Here is a 19360-nt window from a genome sequence, read left to right as displayed (position 1 = left end):
GGCACCGGCAGCGAGGGTGTTGCGTATATTGCAGTATCCAGCACCCCCTGCTTACCGTTTCAGGAGGAGGCATCCCGGGACTTCTCCCAAAACGTTTACATAGAGGTGCCCATACGAAAAACCGCAGCCTGTACGGCTGCGGTTTTTCGTTTCACCCTACAGGAGAACACCCCCGCCGGGAAGGAGCGGACCGGTCCGCCGCGTCTGTGACGGAGACGTCCCCGGGTGCCCGTTGCGCGCGCAACTGTGCTATAATAGCCCAGGAATACGAAGGAGGAGGAGAAGCCATGCCGCTGCTTTCGGCCATCCGGGAGATCAGACAGAAGCAGTTTGCGCCGGTTTACGTCCTGTACGGCCCGGAGTCTTTTCTCGCCGAAGAGTTTCTCGCGGCGGCCCGCCGGGCGATGATCGATCCGGCCTTCGCCGATTTGAACCTGAGCGTGTACGACTGCACGGAAACACCGCTCGCCGAAATCGTCCAGGATGCGGAGACGCTGCCGTTTTTGGGGGATCATCGCCTGGTGATCGCCCGGCAGGCGTACTTTCTGACCGGCAGCAAGCCGGCGACGAAGGTGGAGAGCGATCCCGACGTGCTGCTTGCCTATCTGGAGCAGCCGCCGACCTACACCTCGCTGGTGCTGCATACGGAGGCGGACAAGCTGGACGAGCGGAAAAAACTGGTCAAGGTCCTGCAGCAGAAGGCCAAGGTGATTCCGTTTCAGCCGCTGCGGGACGCCGATCTGTACGCCTGGGTGGAGCGTCAGGCGGAAAAGTACCAGGCGGTCATTCAGCGGCCGCAGGCGGTGAAGCTGGTGGAGCGCGCAGGCGGCGACCTGCGCCTGCTGGACAAGGAGCTGGAAAAGATGGCGCTGTTCGTGGGGGGAAGCGGAGCGGTCATCACGGACGAGGTGATCGAAACGCTGGCCTCGCGCACGCTGGAACAGGACGTGTTCGCCCTGATCGAGCATGCGGCCGCAGGAAGGCTGGACAAAGGCTTGCGGATGCTGTACGACTGCCTGAAAACGGGCGAAGAGCCGATTCGCCTCGTGGCGCTGCTGGCAAGGCAGTTCCGGCTGCTTTTGCACGTGCGGCAGTGGGCGCCGCGCGGGTATTCGCAGCAGCAGTTGGCCGGCATGCTGAAAGTGCACCCGTACGCGGTGAAAAAAGCGATGGAGCAGGCGCGCCACTTTTCCGAAGCAGCGCTGAGAAGGCTCCTGGCCATATTGGCCGAGGAAGACTACCGGATGAAGTCCGGACAGGTGGACAAGCGGCTGGCCCTGGAGCTGTTCATGACGCGCGTCTACGAGGAACGGACCAAAGCAAAAAACCCGTGAACCAGGTGTTCGCGGGTTTTTTCTCTGATGTACCGTTTACTCTTACGCCACAGGAGCGTTCAGAGCGTTGAACTTTTTCATCAAGCGGGACTTTTGACGGTTTGCTGCGTTTTTATGAATGAGACCTTTCGTAGCGGCCTTGTCCAGCTTTTTCACAGCCACCAGAAGAGTGGATTTCGCCAGTTCGACATCGGAAGCAGCGACCGCTTTCTCAAAGTTCTTCATCGCAGTACGCAGGTCGGACTTTTGAGAAGCGCGTTGTGCGCGGCGCTTTTCGATTTGTTTGGTGCGCTTGATCGCGGATTTAATGTTTGGCATGTGTGTCACCTCCTTAGACGACCATAGGCATGCAGGAAATACAACAAAACTTATTCTAGCACGCAGACCTGCCATTTGCAAGAAAGGATTCGGAATAAAAAACGGGGTTTCAAGCAACCTAACAGCAGGAACAAATTGGAGAAGGGAGCATATACAGATGGAGCACAACATCGATTTGTCCGGGTATGCCATCCGGACCGACCTGGCCCTCGAAGCGCATGAACTGGCTCAGCAGCGGCAGCCGCAGGGCGGCCCGATTCCCGGCGTCCGGATCGAGACGGACGATTCGGAAGCGGGGATCAAGGTAACGCGCCTGGCCGTGGAGAGCGAGGAAGCGGGCCAGCAGATCGGCAAGCTGCCCGGCCACTACATCACCATCGAGGTGCCGAAGCTGCGCGACAACGACACGGCCGTCGAAGAACGGGTAGCCCAGCGGTTCGCCCGGGAGTTTGCCCGGTTTCTCCGCGAACTGGGCATCACGGAAGAGAAGAAGGCGCTCGTCGTCGGCCTCGGCAACTGGAATGTGACGCCGGACGCGCTGGGACCGATGGTGGTGGAAAACCTGCTCGTCACCCGCCATCTGTTTACGCTCGCTCCCGAGTCGGTGGAAGACGGGTACCGCGAAGTGAGCGCCCTCTCGCCGGGGGTGCTGGGGATCACCGGCATCGAGACGAGCGAGATCATCTACGGCGTGGTGGAAAAGAGCAGGCCCGACTTTGTCATCTGCATCGACGCGCTGGCCTCCCGCGCGCTGCACCGCGTCAACACCACGATCCAGATCTCCGACACGGGGATTCACCCCGGCTCCGGCGTCGGCAACAAGCGGAAGGCGATCGACGAGAAGACGCTGGGCATCCCGGTGATCGCGATCGGCGTACCGACGGTCGTGTTTGCCTCCACGATTGTCAACGACGCCATCACCTATCTGCTCGGCCACTTTGGACAGTCGATGCAGGAAAGCAACCGGCCTGCCAGCAAGCTGGCGATGAGCAGCCTGCCGGAGCGGAAAGAACCGTATACGGAAGAAGATCTGCCCGACATGGAGGCGCGCAAGACGTTTCTGGGCCTGGTGGGCTCGCTGCCCGAGGAGGAAAAGCGGCAGCTCATTCACGAGGTGCTGCGGCCGCTGGGACAAGACCTGGTGGTGACGCCCAAGGAAGTGGACGACTTCATCGAAGGGGTGGCCAACGTGCTCGCCACCGGGTTGAACCAGTCGCTGCACCGTGCCGTCAACGGGCAGAACAGCGCTGCCTACACGCACTGACGGACCGCCGTCTTGGCCGTCTTTTGGAGAGCGCTCCCCTGTGACGGCGCGGACGGAAAAACTAGCGGTGAGAGAAAAGGTAGAAAAGGGTTCTATCGTCTCTATGACGCTCATAGGCTAAAGCATAGACAAGCGTTCGGCGATTGTACAGTCCGCTGTCAATGCAAACAGCATGAGGAGGGAGACAGATGGCAACCCTGATTCAGCGCCAATTTGTCGCGCTTTCCATTATTACGGCCTTCCTGTTCATCGTCACCGGCGTGATGGCGATGCACGGCAACCGCGTCATGATCGCCTCGTCCGCCGTGCAGCAGGCGGCGGCCCGCGTGTCCAGCCTGGCCATGCTCAAGTGGATGGGACAGGAGATTCCCGCCCTGACCGAGACGGTGCAGGCGTCGACAGAACGGGGCGCCAACAGCGTATCCGGCTTTTTGTTCCAGGTGGCCACCGGCATCCAGCCGGGTGACCTGCGCAGCCTGCTGGGAAGGGAACTGCCCGGCATGCTGACGGCGGACGACGCCCGCTTCGTCGTCGCCGGCAAAGACTCCACGCTGGCCGACCTGTACGTGGAATATCCCGCCTATCCGCATCAGGTGATCGATGCGGCGCCGTCCGGCGACAGCGGCGAGACGGCAGCGGACGATGCGCAGCCGAAGCCGGAGGAGAACAAGGCGGCACCGCTGCCCAACCCGACCACCGGCGGAAAGAAAATCGTCTACGTCTACAACACCCACAACCGCGAGTCCTGGTACAGCGAAACCAAGCCCGTGGGGACATCGGTCGACCACCCCCAGCGCAACATCTCGCTGGTCGGCGAGCGGCTGGCGGAAGCGCTGAACGAGAAAGGCATCGGCACGGAGTTCAATGCGGAAGACATCTACCAGAAGCTGCTGGACAAAAAATTGGACTACGCCCTCTCCTACGCCGAATCGCTGCGGGCGGTCAAGGCGGCGACGGAACGGAACCGGGAGCTGCACTACTTCTTTGACCTGCACCGCGACACCGCGCCGCGCAGCAAAACCACCGCCACCATCAACGGCAAGACCTACGCCCGCGTCCTGCTGGTCATCGGCAAGCGAAACAAAAACTACGAGAAAAACGAGCAGTTTGCCACCGAACTGCACCACCTGATGGAAAAGATGTATCCGGGCCTGTCCCGCGGCGTCATGGAAAAAGGGGCGAAAACCGACCACGGCGAGTATAACCAGTCCATCTCACCGGGAAGCCTTTTAATGGAAATCGGCGGAACGAGCAACACGCTGCAGGAGTCGCTGAACACGGCGGAAGCGCTGGCGGACGTGTTCGCCGAGTACTACTGGCAGGCGGAAAAGGTGGGCAAACCGCTCACCGGCGAGCCCGCCAAGAGGTGAGGACGCATGAACGTGACGGTGAAGCTGGCGGGGATGGTGGTCATCCTGCTCGTCGGCGTGGCGCTGGGGCTGCAGACGGCCGAGCGCGGCATCCACAAGGTGAGCGGAACGCCGGAGCAGCAGCCGCAGACCTTTTACATCAAAAAACTGGACAAGGGCCAGATGGAGATCGCAGTGATGGGCACACAGGTGCAGGCGGCCGCGCCGCACGAGATGGTCAACTACGTCAGCAGCGCGGGCCAATCGCTGGGGCGGCTGGTGAAAGACGGGGCGAAGTCGGCCGTCGAGTGGATGGCCGGGATGTTTGCCCCATAAGCGGTCGTTTACGGACAAATAAATGAAGGCGAACAGTCAGGTTTCAAACAGGCCCGCTGCACATGCGGGTCTTTCTTGTTGGTTCAAACGGATAAAAGATTTTGTTTGTTTAGTCAAGTTGTAATTATATGAATTTAATACGTTGCCAAAAAATTGGATTAATGGCATAATTGATCACAGCTAGTCGTCTTGTCCTATGGAATATATCGGTAAGAGAGGTGCACGGCGTGTCACAGCCTTTGCTTGAGATCGAAAACCTGCAGACGCACTTTTTCACGGACCGCGGACAAATCCCCGCCGTCGACGGCGTTTCCATCAGGGTGAACAAAGGGGAAGTGGTCGGCATCGTCGGCGAATCCGGGTGCGGGAAAAGTGTGACCTCGCTTTCCGTGATGAGACTGGTGCCAAACCCTCCCGGCAAGATAGTCGGCGGCTCCATCCGGTTCAAGGGGGAAGAGCTGGTCGCGGCCAGCGAAAAGCGCATGAGGGAGCTGCGCGGCAACGAGATCGCGATGATCTTTCAGGAGCCGATGACATCGCTCAATCCCGTCTACACGATCGGCGACCAGATTGGCGAAGTGATCCGTTTACATACCGGCGCGACGAAAAAAGAGGCCAGGCAGCGCTCGATCGACATGCTGAAAAAAGTGGGCATTCCGCGTGCGGAAGCGATCGTTGACGAATATCCGCACCAACTGTCCGGCGGCATGCGGCAACGGGTCATGATCGCCATGGCGATGGCCTGCAATCCCGAGCTGTTGATTGCGGACGAACCGACGACAGCGCTGGACGTGACGATTCAGGCGCAGATCCTCGATCTGATGCGGCAGCTCAACCGCGAGTCGGAAACGGCGATCATGTTGATCACGCACGACCTCGGGGTGGTTGCGGAGATGTGCCACCGCGTCGTCGTGATGTACGCGGGCAACGTGGTGGAAGAAGGCGACGTCCGCTCCATCCTGAAAGAGCCGAAACATCCGTACACGATCGGTTTGCTCCATTCCCTGCCCAAGCTGGAGGGGGCACGGAAGCGGCTGTACTCCATTCCGGGCAACGTGCCGATTCCCGGATCGCTCACCGTGGGCTGCCGATTTGCCCCGCGCTGCGAGCACGCGACCGACAGGTGCAGGACGGAGATGCCGGAGCTGAGACCGGCGGGACCCAATCGACGCACCCGCTGCTGGCTGTACGATTAACCCGAAAGGAGCATGCAGGTGGCTGAAGATCTGCTGATTGTCAAGAACCTGAAAAAATACTACCCCATCACAGGCGGCGTTTTCGGGAAAGAGATTGGCGTAGTCAAGGCAGTGGACGACGTGTCGTTCACGGTCAAGCGGGGGGAGACGCTCGGCTTGGTGGGCGAAAGCGGCTGCGGCAAGTCGACGACCGGACGTTCCCTGCTGCGGCTGATCGAACCGACCGCCGGCGAAGTGACGTTCGACGGCGTCAACATCACCGCGCTCACAGCGGACGAGATGCGCAGGATGCGCCGCCACATGCAGATTGTCTTTCAGGATCCGTTCGCCTCGCTCAATCCGCGGCACAATATTGAGAAGATTTTGGAAGAACCGCTTGTGGTGCACGGCATCGGTACGCCCGCCGAACGGAAAAAGCGGGTGAGGGAGATGCTGGAAGTGGTCGGCTTGAGCAGCTACCACGCGCAGCGCTATCCGCACCAGTTCAGCGGCGGCCAGCGGCAGCGGATCGGCATCGCCCGGGCCCTGATGCTCAACCCCAAGCTGATCGTGGCGGACGAACCGGTGTCCGCGCTGGACGTTTCCATCCAGTCGCAGGTGCTCAACCTGATGCAGGACCTGCAGCGGGAGCTGGGGCTCACCTACTTGTTCATCGCCCACGATCTGAGCGTCGTCCGCCACATCAGCGACCGCGTCGGCGTGATGTACCTCGGGCGTCTGGTGGAACTGGCGGACAGCGAAACGCTGTACGCCCATCCGCTTCACCCGTACACCCGCGCGCTGCTGTCGGCGGTGCCGTCGCCCGATCCGGATGCCGCGCGGGAACGGATCATCCTGCAGGGGGACGTGCCCAGCCCGGCCAATCCGCCCGGCGGATGCACGTTCCACACCCGCTGTCCCCATGTGACCGAGGAATGCCGCAGCGTGCGTCCCGCGTTTCAGGACGTTGGCGGCGGCCATTTCATCGCCTGCCATCTGTACAAGGCCTGAGTCACGGAGGGGACCGGGCAGGAGCGGAAGACCGCCACACGGGCGGGGGAAACGCCGCCTGTTCCCAGGCAAAGGGGGGATGCGGAGAACGGTGACGTCCAAACCAACCAATCAACGGCATGTCAAAAAAACGGAGGAAAAGGGGGCATTCATCCATGAAGAAGAACGTGCTTACCGCTGCGATGGCCAGCCTGTTGGCGCTCTCCATGGCGCTGGCAGGATGCAGCGGCTCGCAAACGGCCCAGCAGCCGGCTGACCAGTCGGGACAAAACCAGCCGGGGCAGACGGCGACGGAACCGGCCAACAGCGGTCCCAAGCAGTTGATCATCGGCCGCGGCGCCGACACGAAAAGCCTCGATCCCATCCGGGAGACCGACGGCGAAACCTTCAAGGTGACGGAAAACATTTACGAAACGCTGGTCAACTATGAAGATACCAGCACCAAGGTCATTCCGGGATTGGCGGAGAGCTGGGAAATCTCGCCGGACGGCCTGATCTACACCTTCAAGCTCCGCCAGGGCGTGAAGTTCCACGACGGTACCGATTTCAACGCCGAGGCGGTCAAGTTCAACTTTGACCGCTGGATGGACAAGAACAACAAGTACCACGACAGCGAGGGCTATCCGTACTACAACGACATGTTCGGCGGCTACAAGGGCGACAAGGACCACGTGATCAAGGAGGTCAAGGTGGTCGATCCGTACACCGTGCAGTTTGTGCTGAACCGGACGCTGGCGCCGTTCCTGGCCAACCTGGGCATGTCGCCGTTTGCGATCGCGTCTCCGAAAGCGATCGAAGGCGGAAAGCTGGGCGAGCAGCCGGTTGGTACGGGGCCGTTCAAGTTCGTGGAGTGGAAGCGGAACGACACCATCACGCTGGAGAAAAACCCCGACTACTGGAACAAGGGACTGCCCAAACTGGACAAGGTCGTCTTTAAAGTCATTCCGGAAAACACGGCGCGCCTGACCGCGCTTACCTCCGGCGAAATCGACCTGATGGACGGCCTCAATCCGGACGATGCGGAGAGCGTGAAGGAGAACCAGGACCTGCAGTTGATCCTGCGCCCGTCGATGAACGTCGGCTACCTCGCGTTCAACACGGAGAAGAAGCCGTTTGACAATCCGAAGGTGCGTCAAGCCATCGGCCACGCCATCAACAAGCCGGAACTGGTCAAAGCGTTCTACAGCGGCCTGGGTGAACCGGCTACCAACCCGATGCCGCCGAGCCTCTGGGGCTACAACGACCAGATCAAGGACCGCGACTACAACCTGGACAAGGCCAAGCAACTGCTGGCGGAGGCGGGTTATCCCAACGGCTTCAAGGTTCAGTTCTGGGCGATGCCGGTGCCGCGTCCGTACATTCCGGACGGCAAGAAGATGGCCGAGGCGATTCAGCAGGACCTGAAAAAGATCGGCATCGAGACGGAAATCGTCACGATGGAGTGGGCCACCTATCTGGAAAAAACGAGGAAAGGCGAGTACGACATGTGCCTGCTCGGGTGGACCGGCGACAACGGCGACCCGGACAACTTCCTGTACACACTGCTTGACAAAAACACGATCAACGGCAACAACATTCCTCGCTACGTCAACGAGGAAGTCCACCAACTGCTGCTGAAAGCGCAGTCCTCGCCCGATCAGGCGGAGCGGGAAAAACTGTACATGCAGGCACAGGAGATTATCTTCAACGACGCGCCGCTGATTCCGATCGCGCACTCCACTCCGCCGCTCGCCGCGAAAAAGAGCGTCACGGGCTATCAGCCTCATCCCAAAGGCAGCGAAAGCGTAGAAAAGGTAGACATCCAATAAGGCAGACGGCAACAAAGGGTAAGAGGAACCCTTCTTCTTACCCTTCTCTCATGTGCAAAACGCGAAGGAAAGCGAGGAGATGGCCTTGCTGTCATACACCATTCGACGATTGTTGATGCTGATTCCCGTGCTGTTTGGCATGTCGCTGATTGTATTTGCCATTATTCACGCCATCCCCGGCGATCCGGCGCTGACCATTTTGGGGGAAAAGGCAAGTCCCAAAGCTCTGGAGGAGCTGCGGCAGCAGCTCGGGCTGAACAACCCCTGGTACGTGCAGTACTTCCACTACCTGTGGGACATTCTCAGAGGAGACCTGGGCGACTCGCTGCACACCAAGGCCCCCATTGCCAAGGAAATGGGGCCGTACCTGGCCGCCACGGTCGAATTGACGCTGGTCAGCATGATATTTGCCGTCTTCATCGGCGTAAATGCCGGAATCATTTCGGCCTGGAAGCAAAACTCGTGGTTTGACTACATCTGCATGCTGATCGCGTTGATCGGCGTATCCATGCCCGTATTCTGGCTGGGATTGATGGAGCAGTGGGTGTTTGCCCAGGAGTTGAAGTGGCTGCCTTCCATTGGACGCGACAATCCGCGTGATCCCGTAACGGCGATTACGCATTTCTATATCATCGACGCGATGCTGGCCGGACGTTGGGATCATCTCCGCGACGTCATCCAGCACCTGATTCTGCCAAGCATCGCGTTGGGGACCATCCCGATGGCGATCATCGCCCGCATCACCCGTTCCAGCATGCTGGAAGTCATGCGCGCCGACTACATCCGGACGGCGCGTGCCAAGGGGCTGGGGCAGTTTTTCGTGGTGTACAAGCACGCCTTGAAAAATGCGATGATTCCCGTCCTGACCATCGTCGGGCTGCAGACGGGGCTGCTGATCGGAGGGGCCGTCCTGACCGAGACGATTTTCGGCTGGCCCGGCGTAGGCCGCTACATTTTTACGGCGATTGGAAACCGCGATTATCCCGTCATTCAATCGAGCATTCTCGTGATCGCCACCATTTTTGTCCTGATCAACCTGTTGGTCGACCTCCTCTACGCCTACGTCGATCCGCGCATCAAATACCGCTAAGGAGGACGTCTTATGGCAGAAACCCATGTGGAAACGGTACGCGTGCAGCAACCCGACGAGCCGGTCTCGTCTCCTTGGCGCGACGCTTGGCGGACGCTCCGCAAAAACAGGATGGCCATCGCCGGCTTCGTCATCATTTTCGTGTTTGTGCTGCTGGCCCTGCTGGCTCCGTACATTACCCCCTACGCATACGACAAGGGAGAGCTGATCGACAAGAACAAGCCGCCGTCGGCCGAGCACTGGTTTGGGACCGACTACAACGGGCGGGACGTGTTTACCCGGGTGATCTACGGGGCGCAAATCTCCCTGCGCGTCGGGCTGTTCTCCGTTATCGGGTCGGTGATCGCCGGCACGTTTCTCGGTCTGCTCGCCGGCTATTACGGCCGGTGGGTGGACATGATCATCTCCCGGCTGTTTGACATCATGCTGGCCTTCCCCAGCATCCTGCTCGCCATCGCGATTGTGGCGATGCTCGGCCCATCGCTGGAAAACGCCCTTTTGGCGATCGCCATCGTCAACATTCCCACCTACGGAAGGCTGGTCCGTTCGCGGGTGTTAAGCCTGAAAGAGGAAGAGTTCGTCATGGCGGCGAAGGCGATCGGTTCGAAAAACTCGCGGATTATTCTGCAGCACATACTGCCCAACAGCCTGGCGCCGATCATCGTCACCGGCACGCTGGGCATCGCCACGGCGATTCTCGAAGCGGCGGCCCTGGGGTTCCTCGGACTGGGTGCGCAGCCGCCGCAGCCGGAGTGGGGACTGATGCTGTCCGACTCCCGCCAGTACATTCAAAAAGCGCCGTGGACCGTCATCTTCCCCGGCTTGTCCATCATGCTGACGGTGCTCGGCTTCAACCTGATCGGCGACGGTCTGCGCGACGCGCTGGACCCGCGGATGAAACACTGAAAAAGCCAACCCGTCCGGCTGTCGAGGTGCTCGGCAGCCTTTTTGCATGGGCGACAGCCTTTTTCGGCTTCATCCGCCCGGTCCATGTAAAGACCCAACCGGGCGGATGCCTCTGCGCTCATTTCGCGTCGACAGTCTCGCGTCCAACCGATTGGACAAACGCCCGGCACCGTTCGTTACACGCATCGGCGCCCCGGGTGACGACCTGATGCGTGACGCCGGGAATCAGGACCAGCCGGGCATGGGGCAGGCGCTCGGCAAGCAGTCGGCCGTACGCGTGCATCCGCTTGTCCTGCTGGCCGTAGACGAGCAGCGCCGGCACGCGGATTTCCGGCAGCCGTTCGGTGCAGCGGTAGCGATGGCCCGCCGCGTACAGCCGGTACAGGGTACGGGCGTCGGTTTTTTTTGCCCGTCCGCTTCTTTTTTTCCCGGGGACATGGTATCCTCGCAGTAGAAACCAAGAGAAAGCAGGGTGAGCGAGTTGTACCAGGAGCGCATGCAGCAGTTGCGCGCGTATATGGAAAAGGAAGAGCTGGACGCGGTGTTGATCACCTCGCCCAAACACGTTTACTATCTGACCGGCTTTTTTACGGAACCCCACGAACGGTTCATGGGCCTCATCATCCCGGCGCAGGGCGAACCGTCGCTGATCGTCCCGGCGCTGGATCGCGAAGCGGCGGCCGAAGCGGCGTCCGGCGTCAAGCAGATTCTGACGCATACCGATACGGACAATCCGTACGACGTGTTAAAACAGGCGCTGCCCGCCGGGTTGACGCGGCTGGGCATCGAAAAGAGCCACATGACCGTGGAGCGCTTCGAAGCGATGAGCGCGGTCGTGGCGGCAGCGCGGTACGCCGATGTGGAAGAGCCGCTCCGCGAAATGCGGCTGATCAAGTCGGCGGAGGAAGTAGCCCGCATCAAGCACGCCGTACGGCTGGTGGAAGAGGCGCTGCGCGAGAGCCTGAAAAAAGTGAAACCGGGCGTCACCGAGATGGAGATCGTCGCCGAACTGGAGTACCAGATGAAGCGGCTGGGGGCGGACGGGCCGTCGTTTGACACGATGGTGCTGGCCGGGGAAAAATCGGCGCTGCCGCACGGAACTCCGGGCAGCCGGCAGGTGCGCGAGGGAGAACTGCTGTTGTTTGACCTAGGCGTGGCGGCTGACGGCTACGTGTCCGACATCACCCGCACCTTTGCGGTCGGCGAGATCAGTCCGCAGCTTCGGGAGATCTACGAGACGGTGCTCGCGGCCAACGAAGCAGCCATCGCCGAGGTGCGCCCCGGCGTCACGCTGGCTCACCTCGACCAGACGGCTCGCCGCGTGATTGAGGAGAAAGGGTACGGCCCGTATTTCATGCACCGTCTGGGCCACGGGTTGGGCATGGACGTCCACGAGTATCCGTCGGTTCACGGGCAAAACCAGGCGGTGCTTCGTCCCGGCATGGTCTTCACGATCGAACCGGGGATTTACCTCCCCGGCGTGGGCGGCGTGCGGATCGAGGACGACGTGCTGGTGACGGAAAACGGCTGCGAGGTATTGACGCAGTTCCCGAAACAGCTGACCGTCATCGGGTAAGGCTCAGACGAAAAAACGGAATAGCGCGTTTCACGGTGCCGTCCGGGTGCAGGTGCGCCCGGGCGCTTAAAAGGGAAGTTCGGTGAAAGTCCGACGCGGTCCCGCCACTGTGACGGGGAGCGCCCTGCGACAGCCACTGTCTCGCTAGATTCGGGGAGATGGGAAGGTGCAGGGGGCGATGAACCCAAGCCAGGAGACCTGCCGTGAAGCGATCACGCTCAACCCACGAGGATGGGGATGTGTGGAAAGCAGGGAACGGAAAGAAAAGGCGCCCCGCGTCTGTTCTTTTGTCGTGTCCGCATGCAGCCAGGCATCTCTCGTCCAACACGGGGGATGCTTTTTTGTTGCCGCGGAACACGTGGGAAAAAGGTTTACAACGAGCGGGAGAGACCGTATCATGGAGGTTTTGTATAAAACGAAATGATTACGATTATCAAATATGCAGAGGAGGACGTGTCATGAAAAATTTTCGTTTCAATTCCCGCTTTTGGCTGGTCAAAACAGTGCTGCTTGCCCTTCTCCTGTCGGCGTGCGGCAGTTCCCACCCGGACGACCGTCAACAGCAACCGGCCGCAGAGCCTGCAGCAGCGGAAGCGGCGCAGCCGATTACCGTTCAAAACGGCGATCGCGTGCTGACCTTTGAACAGCCGCCTAAACGGGCCGTCACGCTGAATCAGCACACGACGGAAATCATGCTGGCCTTGGGTCTGGCGGACAGGATGGCGGGAACGGCCTATCTGGACGACCGCATTTTGCCGGAATACCAGGAAGCGTATGAAAAAATCCCCGTGCTGTCCAAGACATACCCGTCCAAGGAGGTGCTGTTGGCGGCGGAACCGGATTTCGTCTACGCCGGATGGAAAAGCGCCTTCACCGACAAAGCGGTGGGCACGGTGGAAGAGCTGGAGAAGCTGGGGATCAAGGCGTATCTGCATCAGTCCTCCAACATGACGTCGCCCACACTGGAAGACGTGTACACGGACATCCGCAACATCGGCCGCATTTTCCGCGTGGAAGCAAAGGCGGACGAGCTGATCGCCCGGATGAACGAACGGATGGAGCAGATCGCCAAGCGGATCGGACAGCCGGAAAAACCGCTGCGCGTGTTTGTCTACGACAGCGGGGAGGATCAGCCGTTGACGGCCGCCAACAACTACATGACCCGCTTGATCGCGATGGCGGGCGGCAAAAACATCTTCGACGACATCCCCAAGGGCTGGGCCACCGTCAACTGGGAAGAGGTTGTCAACCGGCAGCCGGACGTGATCGTCATCGTCGACTACGGCGACAAGACCGTCGAGCAAAAACGGGAGCTGCTGCTGTCGAAAAAAGAGCTGGCCGACCTGCCGGCCATTCGAAACCAGAAGCTGATCGTCCTCCCTCTCTCCGCGGCGGCAGAGGGGGTCCGGGCGCCAATGGCCCTGGAGGCGCTCGCCAAAGGATTCTATCCGGAGAAGTTTCAAGACTAAGGCCGTGCGGGCGGGACGGAGCCGTCCTCTCCCGCCGCCTCACCACATTCGATAGGAGGGATTGGTTTGCGGAAAGCAGCGTTTTTCATCGGGGAGAGAGGCCGGGGGTGGTTCTGCGCGGTTCTCGTCGGTCTGACGGCTCTCCTGCTGGCGTCCGTTACGTTTGCCGTCACGCTGGGCTCGGTTGACATCCATCCCCGTACGGTCTGGGGAATTGCCCTGTCCAGGCTGCCGTTTTTCGGCGAATGGGTACAGCCCGACTGGTCAAAGGCGGCAGAGACGATCATTTGGGAGATTCGGCTCCCCCGCGTCCTGCTTGGCGCCCTCGTCGGGGCCGGCCTCTCCGTAGTCGGGGCGGCCATCCAGGCGCTCGTCCGCAATTCCCTTGCCGATCCCTACATCCTGGGCGTCTCCTCGGGGGCGTCTGTCGGGGCCGCGTCGGTCATGCTGTTTGGCGCGTTCGGGCTGTATGGCCAGTACGCCCTGTCCGTCGGCGCGTTTACCGGATCGCTTGGCGCCCTCCTGCTGGTCTTTTTCCTCTCCCGGCTCGGCGGGCAAAACGCCACCGTTCGCCTGCTGATGGCGGGCATCGCCGTGTCTGCCGTCTTGTCCGCCGCGACCAGCCTGCTCGTCTTTTCCTCTCCCCAAGAACACGGCATTCAGGCCGTGCTGTTCTGGATGACGGGCAGCCTGGCCGGCGCCAAATGGGAGTTTCTCGCCCTCCCGGCTGCTGCCGTGACCGCCGGGCTTGCGTTTCTTCTGACCCGCTACCGGTCGTTGAACGCCATGCTGATGGGCGAGGAGACCGCCCGCACGCTGGGGGTGCATGTGGAACGGTTCCGCAAGGGGCTGCTCGTGATTACCGCGCTTTTGACCGGCGTGATGGTGGCCATCAGCGGCGCAATCGGATTCGTCGGGCTGATGATGCCTCACATCGTGCGGATCGTCGTCGGCTCCGACCATCGGCGGGTGCTGCCCGTCTGCGCCCTGCTGGGAGCGGTATTTCTCGTCTGGGCCGACGTGATCGCCAGACTGGCGTTCGCGCCGCAGGAACTTCCCATCGGGATCGTCACGGCCCTGTGCGGCGGACCGTTCTTTCTCTGGCTGATGCGCCGCAGTTCCTATTCGTTTGGAGGTGATGGACGGTGAACGTGACGGCCCAAGACCTTTCCGTGACGCTCGACAAAAAAGCAGTGCTCCACGATGTCGGCCTGCAGGTCCGGACAGGGGAGCTCGTCGGCCTGATCGGCCCGAACGGGAGCGGAAAGTCGACGCTGTTGAAGAGCATTTACCGCGTGTTGAAGCCGGACGCCGGGCTGATCTCGCTGGACGGCGATGATCTCTACCGGCTGTCGCCGCAGCAGGCGGCCCGGCGGATGGCCGTGGTGCGCCAGGAGTCTTCGATGGAAGTCGACTTCACCGTGGCCGAAATCGTCATGATGGGACGATTCCCGCACAAGCGGTGTTGGGAGGCGGATACCTCCGAGGATCAACGAATCTGTGAGGAGGCGCTGTCCCGGGTGGGGATGCAGGCGTTTGCGCAGAGAAGCTACCTGTCGCTGTCCGGCGGGGAAAAACAGCGGGTGCTGATCGCCAGGGCACTGGCGCAGCAGGCGAAGCTGCTCGTCCTGGACGAGCCGACGAACCATCTGGACATTCGCTGTCAACTGCACATGCTGGATTTGTTGAAAACGCTGCGGGTCACCGTCCTCGCCGCGCTGCACGACCTGAACCTGGCCGCGATGTACTGCGACCGTCTTTACGTGATCCGGGAGGGACGGATCGTCACCTCCGGCACGCCGGAGAAGGTCTTCACCCCGGAGCTGATCCGCGAAGTCTTCGGCGTGGAAGCGGACGTGATGATCCACCCCCGGACGGGTAAGCCGCACATTTTCTTCATGTCGGAGCGGACGGCGGACGGGCGGCAGTCAGGCAGCCGTCTGGCATAGGTGACGTAAGACGTACTTCCGCGCACCTGGACCCGTTTTTCGCCATAAACGTTGTAACATTTCGTCGGCCGGCCGCATCTAAACAGGTGAACGCACACGAAGGGAGGCGCGCCGCGTGGAGAAACTGCAGCCGACGGCGGAAGCGGTGCTGGAACAGATCATGCGGGAATACGGGACGCGCGTGCTTCGCCTGGTCACCTTGATGGTGAAAGACCGCAGCCTGGCGGAAGACATCACGCAGGACGTCTTTTTGAAAGCGTACCGTCACCTGCCCCGTTTTCGCGGCGAGAGCAGCATCCGCACCTGGCTCTACCGGATCGCCGTGAACGAGTGCAAAGGGTGCCTGCGCTCCTGGGCGTTTCGCAACCTGCTGCCTTGTTCCTGGATCAGCCGGGAGAGCGACGTGTCCGCGGAGCGGCAGGTCATGGAGCGGGCGCAACGGGACGAGCTGGTTCGCCTGGTGCTGGAGCTGCCGCCGCTGTACCGCCAGGTGATCGCGCTGCACTACTACGCCGATCTGTCCATCGCGGAAACGGCCGAAGTGCTTGGCGTGACGGAGGGAACGGTCCGGACACGGCTGCACCGCGCCCGGCAGCAGTTGAGACAGCGGATGGCGTCAAGGGAGGAATGGGAATGGAACGGGACCAATGGCTGCGAGAGCTGAAGGAGCGGGCCGACGAAACGGTGTGCAAGGACGTGACGTTTACCCCCGGAATGGAAGAAGCCGTGCGAAAGCGCATCAGACAGCGGTCGCAGCGGCAGAGGCGCGGACCGCTTCTGGCGTCGGCGTCCGCCGCGGTGACGCTGCTGGCCCTGTGGATGTGGTGGCCCGATGCGCTGCAGCCCAAGCAGCCGACCGCCCCCGGCCCCGCGCCGGAGACAACCGTACCCCCGCTGTTCGGCCTCGTCTCCTCTCCTCCCGTGCTGTGGAACCCGTCGCCGCAGACGGAGACGGTCCATGACGGCAAACCGTTCCGCTACGTCGGCGAGAAGCCGGTGCGCATCATCACGGATGAGCTGTACGAAGGACAGATGCAAAACGTGTTCTGGCTGCTGAATGGTCCGTTTGCCCCGGAAGTGAATCTGGTCGGGTGGAGCACCGAGGGGGAGCGCGTGGAGCTGGGCAGCTACCGGGTGGCGGGACCGCAGTATGACGCGGACGGCCATTTTCCTTCCGGAATCGTTTTGCCGCATGCGGGTATCTGGAAGCTGCAGGTCGTCTCCGGCGGCAAGCATTTCGGACAGGTGTTCGTCGAGGTGAAGGAGGGCGTGTCGCCGGCCAACCGGGAACTGGTCACGCCGCTGATTACCCGCTACCTGCAGAGCGTCCGGGGCGATCTGGACTGGCTCGGCGGTGAGCGGGACGTCAAACTGGACGTGATCGGCGTGGAAGCCCCCAATGCGGAGAACCGGCGCGTGTACGCATGGGTGCAGATTACCGGCAGGGGCGGGGACCATCAGCAGCCCGCGCTCAGCGCCCCGATGGTCTTTGACATCGCGTACAGGGTCTCTCGCGGCGGCAGCGCCGGGTACCAGGTCACAAGCCACCGCATGCCGGAGGACGGCAGCCGTTACCAGAGCAGTCTCGAGTCGATGTTTCCGCCGCAGATCGTGCAGAAACTGAAAAGGTACGGCTCTGCACACTGACAGGGCCGTACCCGGCTGCTCCCCTAATTCCCCCGCCGCCCTCTCCTCCAGAAGGGGTGCGCCCCGTCATGCCCCTTCCATCTCCCATCTTCCTTCTCCTTCCGCTCCGCCGCGCTGCAGAAGCGCGCGGCATTTCGTCATGTCCGCTCCGTTCCTGCTTATTGCTCCGCTATCCCGCCTTTGTTATAATTGACGTTAGTGTATTTTTTCGGAACGCGATCTGAAAGCGACTTTTGGATGGCGTGGGAGGGAACAAACAACAGATGGATCGCCGTGAAAGACAGAAACGAATTCGCAACTTTTCCATTATCGCCCATATCGACCACGGAAAGTCAACCCTGGCGGACCGCATTCTGGAGCTGACCGGGGCGCTTTCGGCCCGTGAAATGGAAGACCAGTTTCTGGACACGATGGAGCTGGAAAAGGAGCGCGGCATCACGATCAAGCTGAACGCCGTGCGGTTGAATTATAAAGCGGATGACGGAGAGGAGTACATCCTGCATCTGATCGACACCCCCGGGCACGTCGACTTCACGTACGAAGTGTCCCGCAGCCTCGCAGCCTGTGAAGGGGCGCTCCTGGTGGTGGACGCCGCCCAGGGTATCGAGGCGCAGACGCTGGCCAACGTCTACCTGGCGCTGGACAACAATCTGGAGATCATCCCGGTCATCAACAAGATCGACCTGCCCAGCGCGGAGCCGGAGCGCGTCAAGCAGGAGGTGGAGGACGTCATCGGGCTGGACGCCAGCGACGCCTGCCTCACCTCGGCCAAAGCGGGCATCGGCATCAAGGACGTGCTGGAGGCGGTGGTGAAAAAGGTGCCGGCGCCAGAGGGCGACCCGGACGCGCCGCTGCAGGCGCTGATCTTCGACTCCTACTTTGACCCGTACCGGGGCGTGATCGCGTCCGTGCGGATTGTCAACGGTACGCTGAAAAAAGGCATGAAAATCAAGATGATGGCCACCGGCAAAACGTTTGAAGTGACGGAAGTGGGCACCTCCACGCCCCGCCAGACGCCGGTTGACGAACTGTCCGTCGGTGACGTGGGCTACGTCGCCGCCTCGATCAAGACGGTGGGCGACACCCGCGTCGGGGATACGATCACCGATGCTAACCGGCCGGCCGCCGAGCCGCTGCCGGGTTACCGCAAGATCAATCCGATGGTGTTTTGCGGTCTCTACCCGATCGACACCAGTGAGTACAACGACCTGCGCGAGGCGCTGGAAAAGCTGCAGTTGAACGACGCGTCGCTGCAGTTCGAACCGGAGACCTCGCAGGCGCTCGGCTTCGGCTTCCGCTGCGGCTTCCTCGGGCTTTTGCACATGGAGATCATCCAGGAGCGGATCGAGCGCGAGTTTAACATCAACCTGATTACCACCGCGCCGAGCGTCGTCTACCGCATCACCAAGACGAACGGCGAAGTGATCGAGATCGACAACCCGTCGAAAATGCCGGAGGCACAAAAAATCGAGCAGATCGAGGAGCCGTACGTCACCGCGACGATCATGGTGCCCAAGGATTACGTCGGCGACGTGATGCAGCTCTGCCAGGGCAAGCGCGGCGACTTCCTCGACATGCAGTACATGGGGGAAAACCGCGTCCAGCTCAAGTACGACATGCCGCTCTCCGAGATCGTCTACGACTTCTTCGACCTGTTGAAGTCGGGCACCAAGGGGTACGCTTCCTTTGACTATGAACTGGCCGGCTACAAGCCGTCCAAGCTGGTGAAAATGGACATCCTGCTCAACGGCGAAGTGGTCGACGCGCTGTCGTTCATCGTCCACCGCGACAGCGCTTACCAGCGCGGACGCGTCATCTGCGAAAAGCTGAAAGAACTGATTCCGCGCCAGCAGTTTGAAGTGCCGATTCAGGCCGCCATCGGCCACAAGGTGATCGCGCGCGAGACGATCAGCGCGCTCAGGAAAAACGTGTTGGCCAAGTGTTACGGCGGCGACATCTCCCGGAAGCGCAAGCTCCTGGAAAAACAAAAAGAAGGGAAAAAGCGCATGAAAGCCGTTGGCTCCGTCGAGGTGCCGCAAGAAGCGTTTATGGCTGTGCTGCGCATGGACGACAAGAAGTAGGCCTGACCGCGCGTCAGGTCTTTTCCATTCCACTACCGCAAAAAGGA

Annotated in this window: 18 protein-coding genes and 1 riboswitch; of the genes, 17 read left to right on the top strand and 1 reads right to left on the bottom strand. The window is 61.1% G+C overall.

The annotated features are described in order from the left end of the window. The first annotated feature begins 287 nt into the window (after nucleotides 1-287). Complete coding sequence (holA, locus tag M516_RS0100355; protein ID WP_029097339.1) at nucleotides 288-1334, top strand: DNA polymerase III subunit delta; 1047 nt, start codon at nucleotides 288-290, stop codon at nucleotides 1332-1334. A 42-nt stretch (nucleotides 1335-1376) separates the two neighbouring features. On the opposite strand, the gene rpsT is transcribed toward holA, so the two are convergent. Beyond that, nucleotides 1377-1652: a 30S ribosomal protein S20 gene (rpsT, locus tag M516_RS0100350; protein ID WP_029097338.1), complete on the bottom strand. Its 276-nt coding sequence runs from the start codon at nucleotides 1650-1652 to the stop codon at nucleotides 1377-1379. Nucleotides 1653-1809: 157 nt separating this feature from the next. Here rpsT and gpr point away from each other — a divergent pair, with 157 nt between their 5' ends. From gpr to lepA, 16 genes are all read left to right on the top strand, one after another. Beyond that, on the top strand, nucleotides 1810-2916 hold the full coding sequence (gpr, locus tag M516_RS0100345; protein ID WP_029097337.1) for a GPR endopeptidase: 1107 nt from the start codon (nucleotides 1810-1812) through the stop codon (nucleotides 2914-2916). A 188-nt stretch (nucleotides 2917-3104) separates the two neighbouring features. Beyond that, nucleotides 3105-4286: a stage II sporulation protein P gene (gene spoIIP / locus M516_RS0100340; protein ID WP_029097336.1), complete on the top strand. Its 1182-nt coding sequence runs from the start codon at nucleotides 3105-3107 to the stop codon at nucleotides 4284-4286. Nucleotides 4287-4292: 6 nt separating this feature from the next. After that, entirely contained in the window at nucleotides 4293-4601 is a 309-nt protein-coding gene (locus tag M516_RS0100335) for a DUF3679 domain-containing protein (protein WP_029097335.1), read from the top strand. Between the two features lie 227 nt (nucleotides 4602-4828). After that, entirely contained in the window at nucleotides 4829-5797 is a 969-nt protein-coding gene (locus M516_RS0100330) for an ABC transporter ATP-binding protein (RefSeq protein ID WP_029097334.1), read from the top strand. Nucleotides 5798-5815: 18 nt separating this feature from the next. Then, the gene (locus tag M516_RS0100325; RefSeq protein ID WP_029097333.1) at nucleotides 5816-6787 is read left to right on the top strand and encodes an ABC transporter ATP-binding protein; all 972 of its coding nucleotides are present in this window, start codon (nucleotides 5816-5818) and stop codon (nucleotides 6785-6787) included. Nucleotides 6788-6942: 155 nt separating this feature from the next. Beyond that, nucleotides 6943-8595: an ABC transporter substrate-binding protein gene (locus M516_RS0100320; RefSeq protein WP_029097332.1), complete on the top strand. Its 1653-nt coding sequence runs from the start codon at nucleotides 6943-6945 to the stop codon at nucleotides 8593-8595. Nucleotides 8596-8674: 79 nt separating this feature from the next. Continuing rightward, nucleotides 8675-9685 (top strand): ABC transporter permease, encoded by a 1011-nt coding sequence (locus tag M516_RS0100315; RefSeq protein ID WP_035288531.1) that lies wholly within the window; start codon nucleotides 8675-8677, stop codon nucleotides 9683-9685. A 12-nt stretch (nucleotides 9686-9697) separates the two neighbouring features. Then, nucleotides 9698-10591, top strand: coding sequence for a nickel transporter permease (nikC, locus tag M516_RS0100310; protein ID WP_029097330.1), 894 nt, complete (start codon nucleotides 9698-9700; stop codon nucleotides 10589-10591). Nucleotides 10592-10697: 106 nt separating this feature from the next. After that, a complete protein-coding gene (locus M516_RS0100305) occupies nucleotides 10698-11045 on the top strand; it encodes a hypothetical protein (protein WP_152523321.1) in 348 nt (115 codons plus the stop codon). Between the two features lie 27 nt (nucleotides 11046-11072). Next, complete coding sequence (locus M516_RS0100300) at nucleotides 11073-12167, top strand: M24 family metallopeptidase (RefSeq protein WP_029097328.1); 1095 nt, start codon at nucleotides 11073-11075, stop codon at nucleotides 12165-12167. Between the two features lie 16 nt (nucleotides 12168-12183). Continuing rightward, nucleotides 12184-12387: riboswitch (cobalamin riboswitch) on the top strand. A 238-nt stretch (nucleotides 12388-12625) separates the two neighbouring features. Further along, complete coding sequence (locus M516_RS0100295) at nucleotides 12626-13636, top strand: ABC transporter substrate-binding protein (RefSeq protein WP_029097327.1); 1011 nt, start codon at nucleotides 12626-12628, stop codon at nucleotides 13634-13636. A gap of 66 nt (nucleotides 13637-13702) precedes the next feature. Beyond that, on the top strand, nucleotides 13703-14785 hold the full coding sequence (locus M516_RS0100290; protein WP_029097326.1) for a FecCD family ABC transporter permease: 1083 nt from the start codon (nucleotides 13703-13705) through the stop codon (nucleotides 14783-14785). Continuing rightward, nucleotides 14782-15585 (top strand): heme ABC transporter ATP-binding protein, encoded by an 804-nt coding sequence (locus M516_RS22425; RefSeq protein WP_051188046.1) that lies wholly within the window; start codon nucleotides 14782-14784, stop codon nucleotides 15583-15585. Before M516_RS0100290 ends, M516_RS22425 begins: the two co-directional genes overlap by 4 nt. A 115-nt stretch (nucleotides 15586-15700) precedes the next feature. Next, nucleotides 15701-16249 carry a sigma-70 family RNA polymerase sigma factor gene (locus M516_RS0100280; protein WP_029097325.1) on the top strand — a complete coding sequence of 183 codons (549 nt, stop codon included), beginning with the start codon at nucleotides 15701-15703 and terminating at the stop codon, nucleotides 16247-16249. Then, nucleotides 16219-17232 (top strand): hypothetical protein, encoded by a 1014-nt coding sequence (locus M516_RS0100275; protein WP_029097324.1) that lies wholly within the window; start codon nucleotides 16219-16221, stop codon nucleotides 17230-17232. The genes M516_RS0100280 and M516_RS0100275 overlap by 31 nt, the downstream gene beginning before the upstream one ends. Nucleotides 17233-17495: 263 nt before the next feature. After that, nucleotides 17496-19313, top strand: coding sequence for a translation elongation factor 4 (gene lepA / locus M516_RS0100270; protein WP_029097323.1), 1818 nt, complete (start codon nucleotides 17496-17498; stop codon nucleotides 19311-19313). Nucleotides 19314-19360: the final 47 nt, after the last annotated feature.

Origin of the sequence: Brevibacillus thermoruber 423, assembly GCF_000454065.1 — a bacterium.
GTDB classification, from domain to species: Bacteria; Bacillota; Bacilli; order Brevibacillales; family Brevibacillaceae; genus Brevibacillus; species Brevibacillus thermoruber.
Note: the sequence above shows the minus strand (reverse complement) of the source record. Positions and strands in the feature narration are given on the sequence as shown.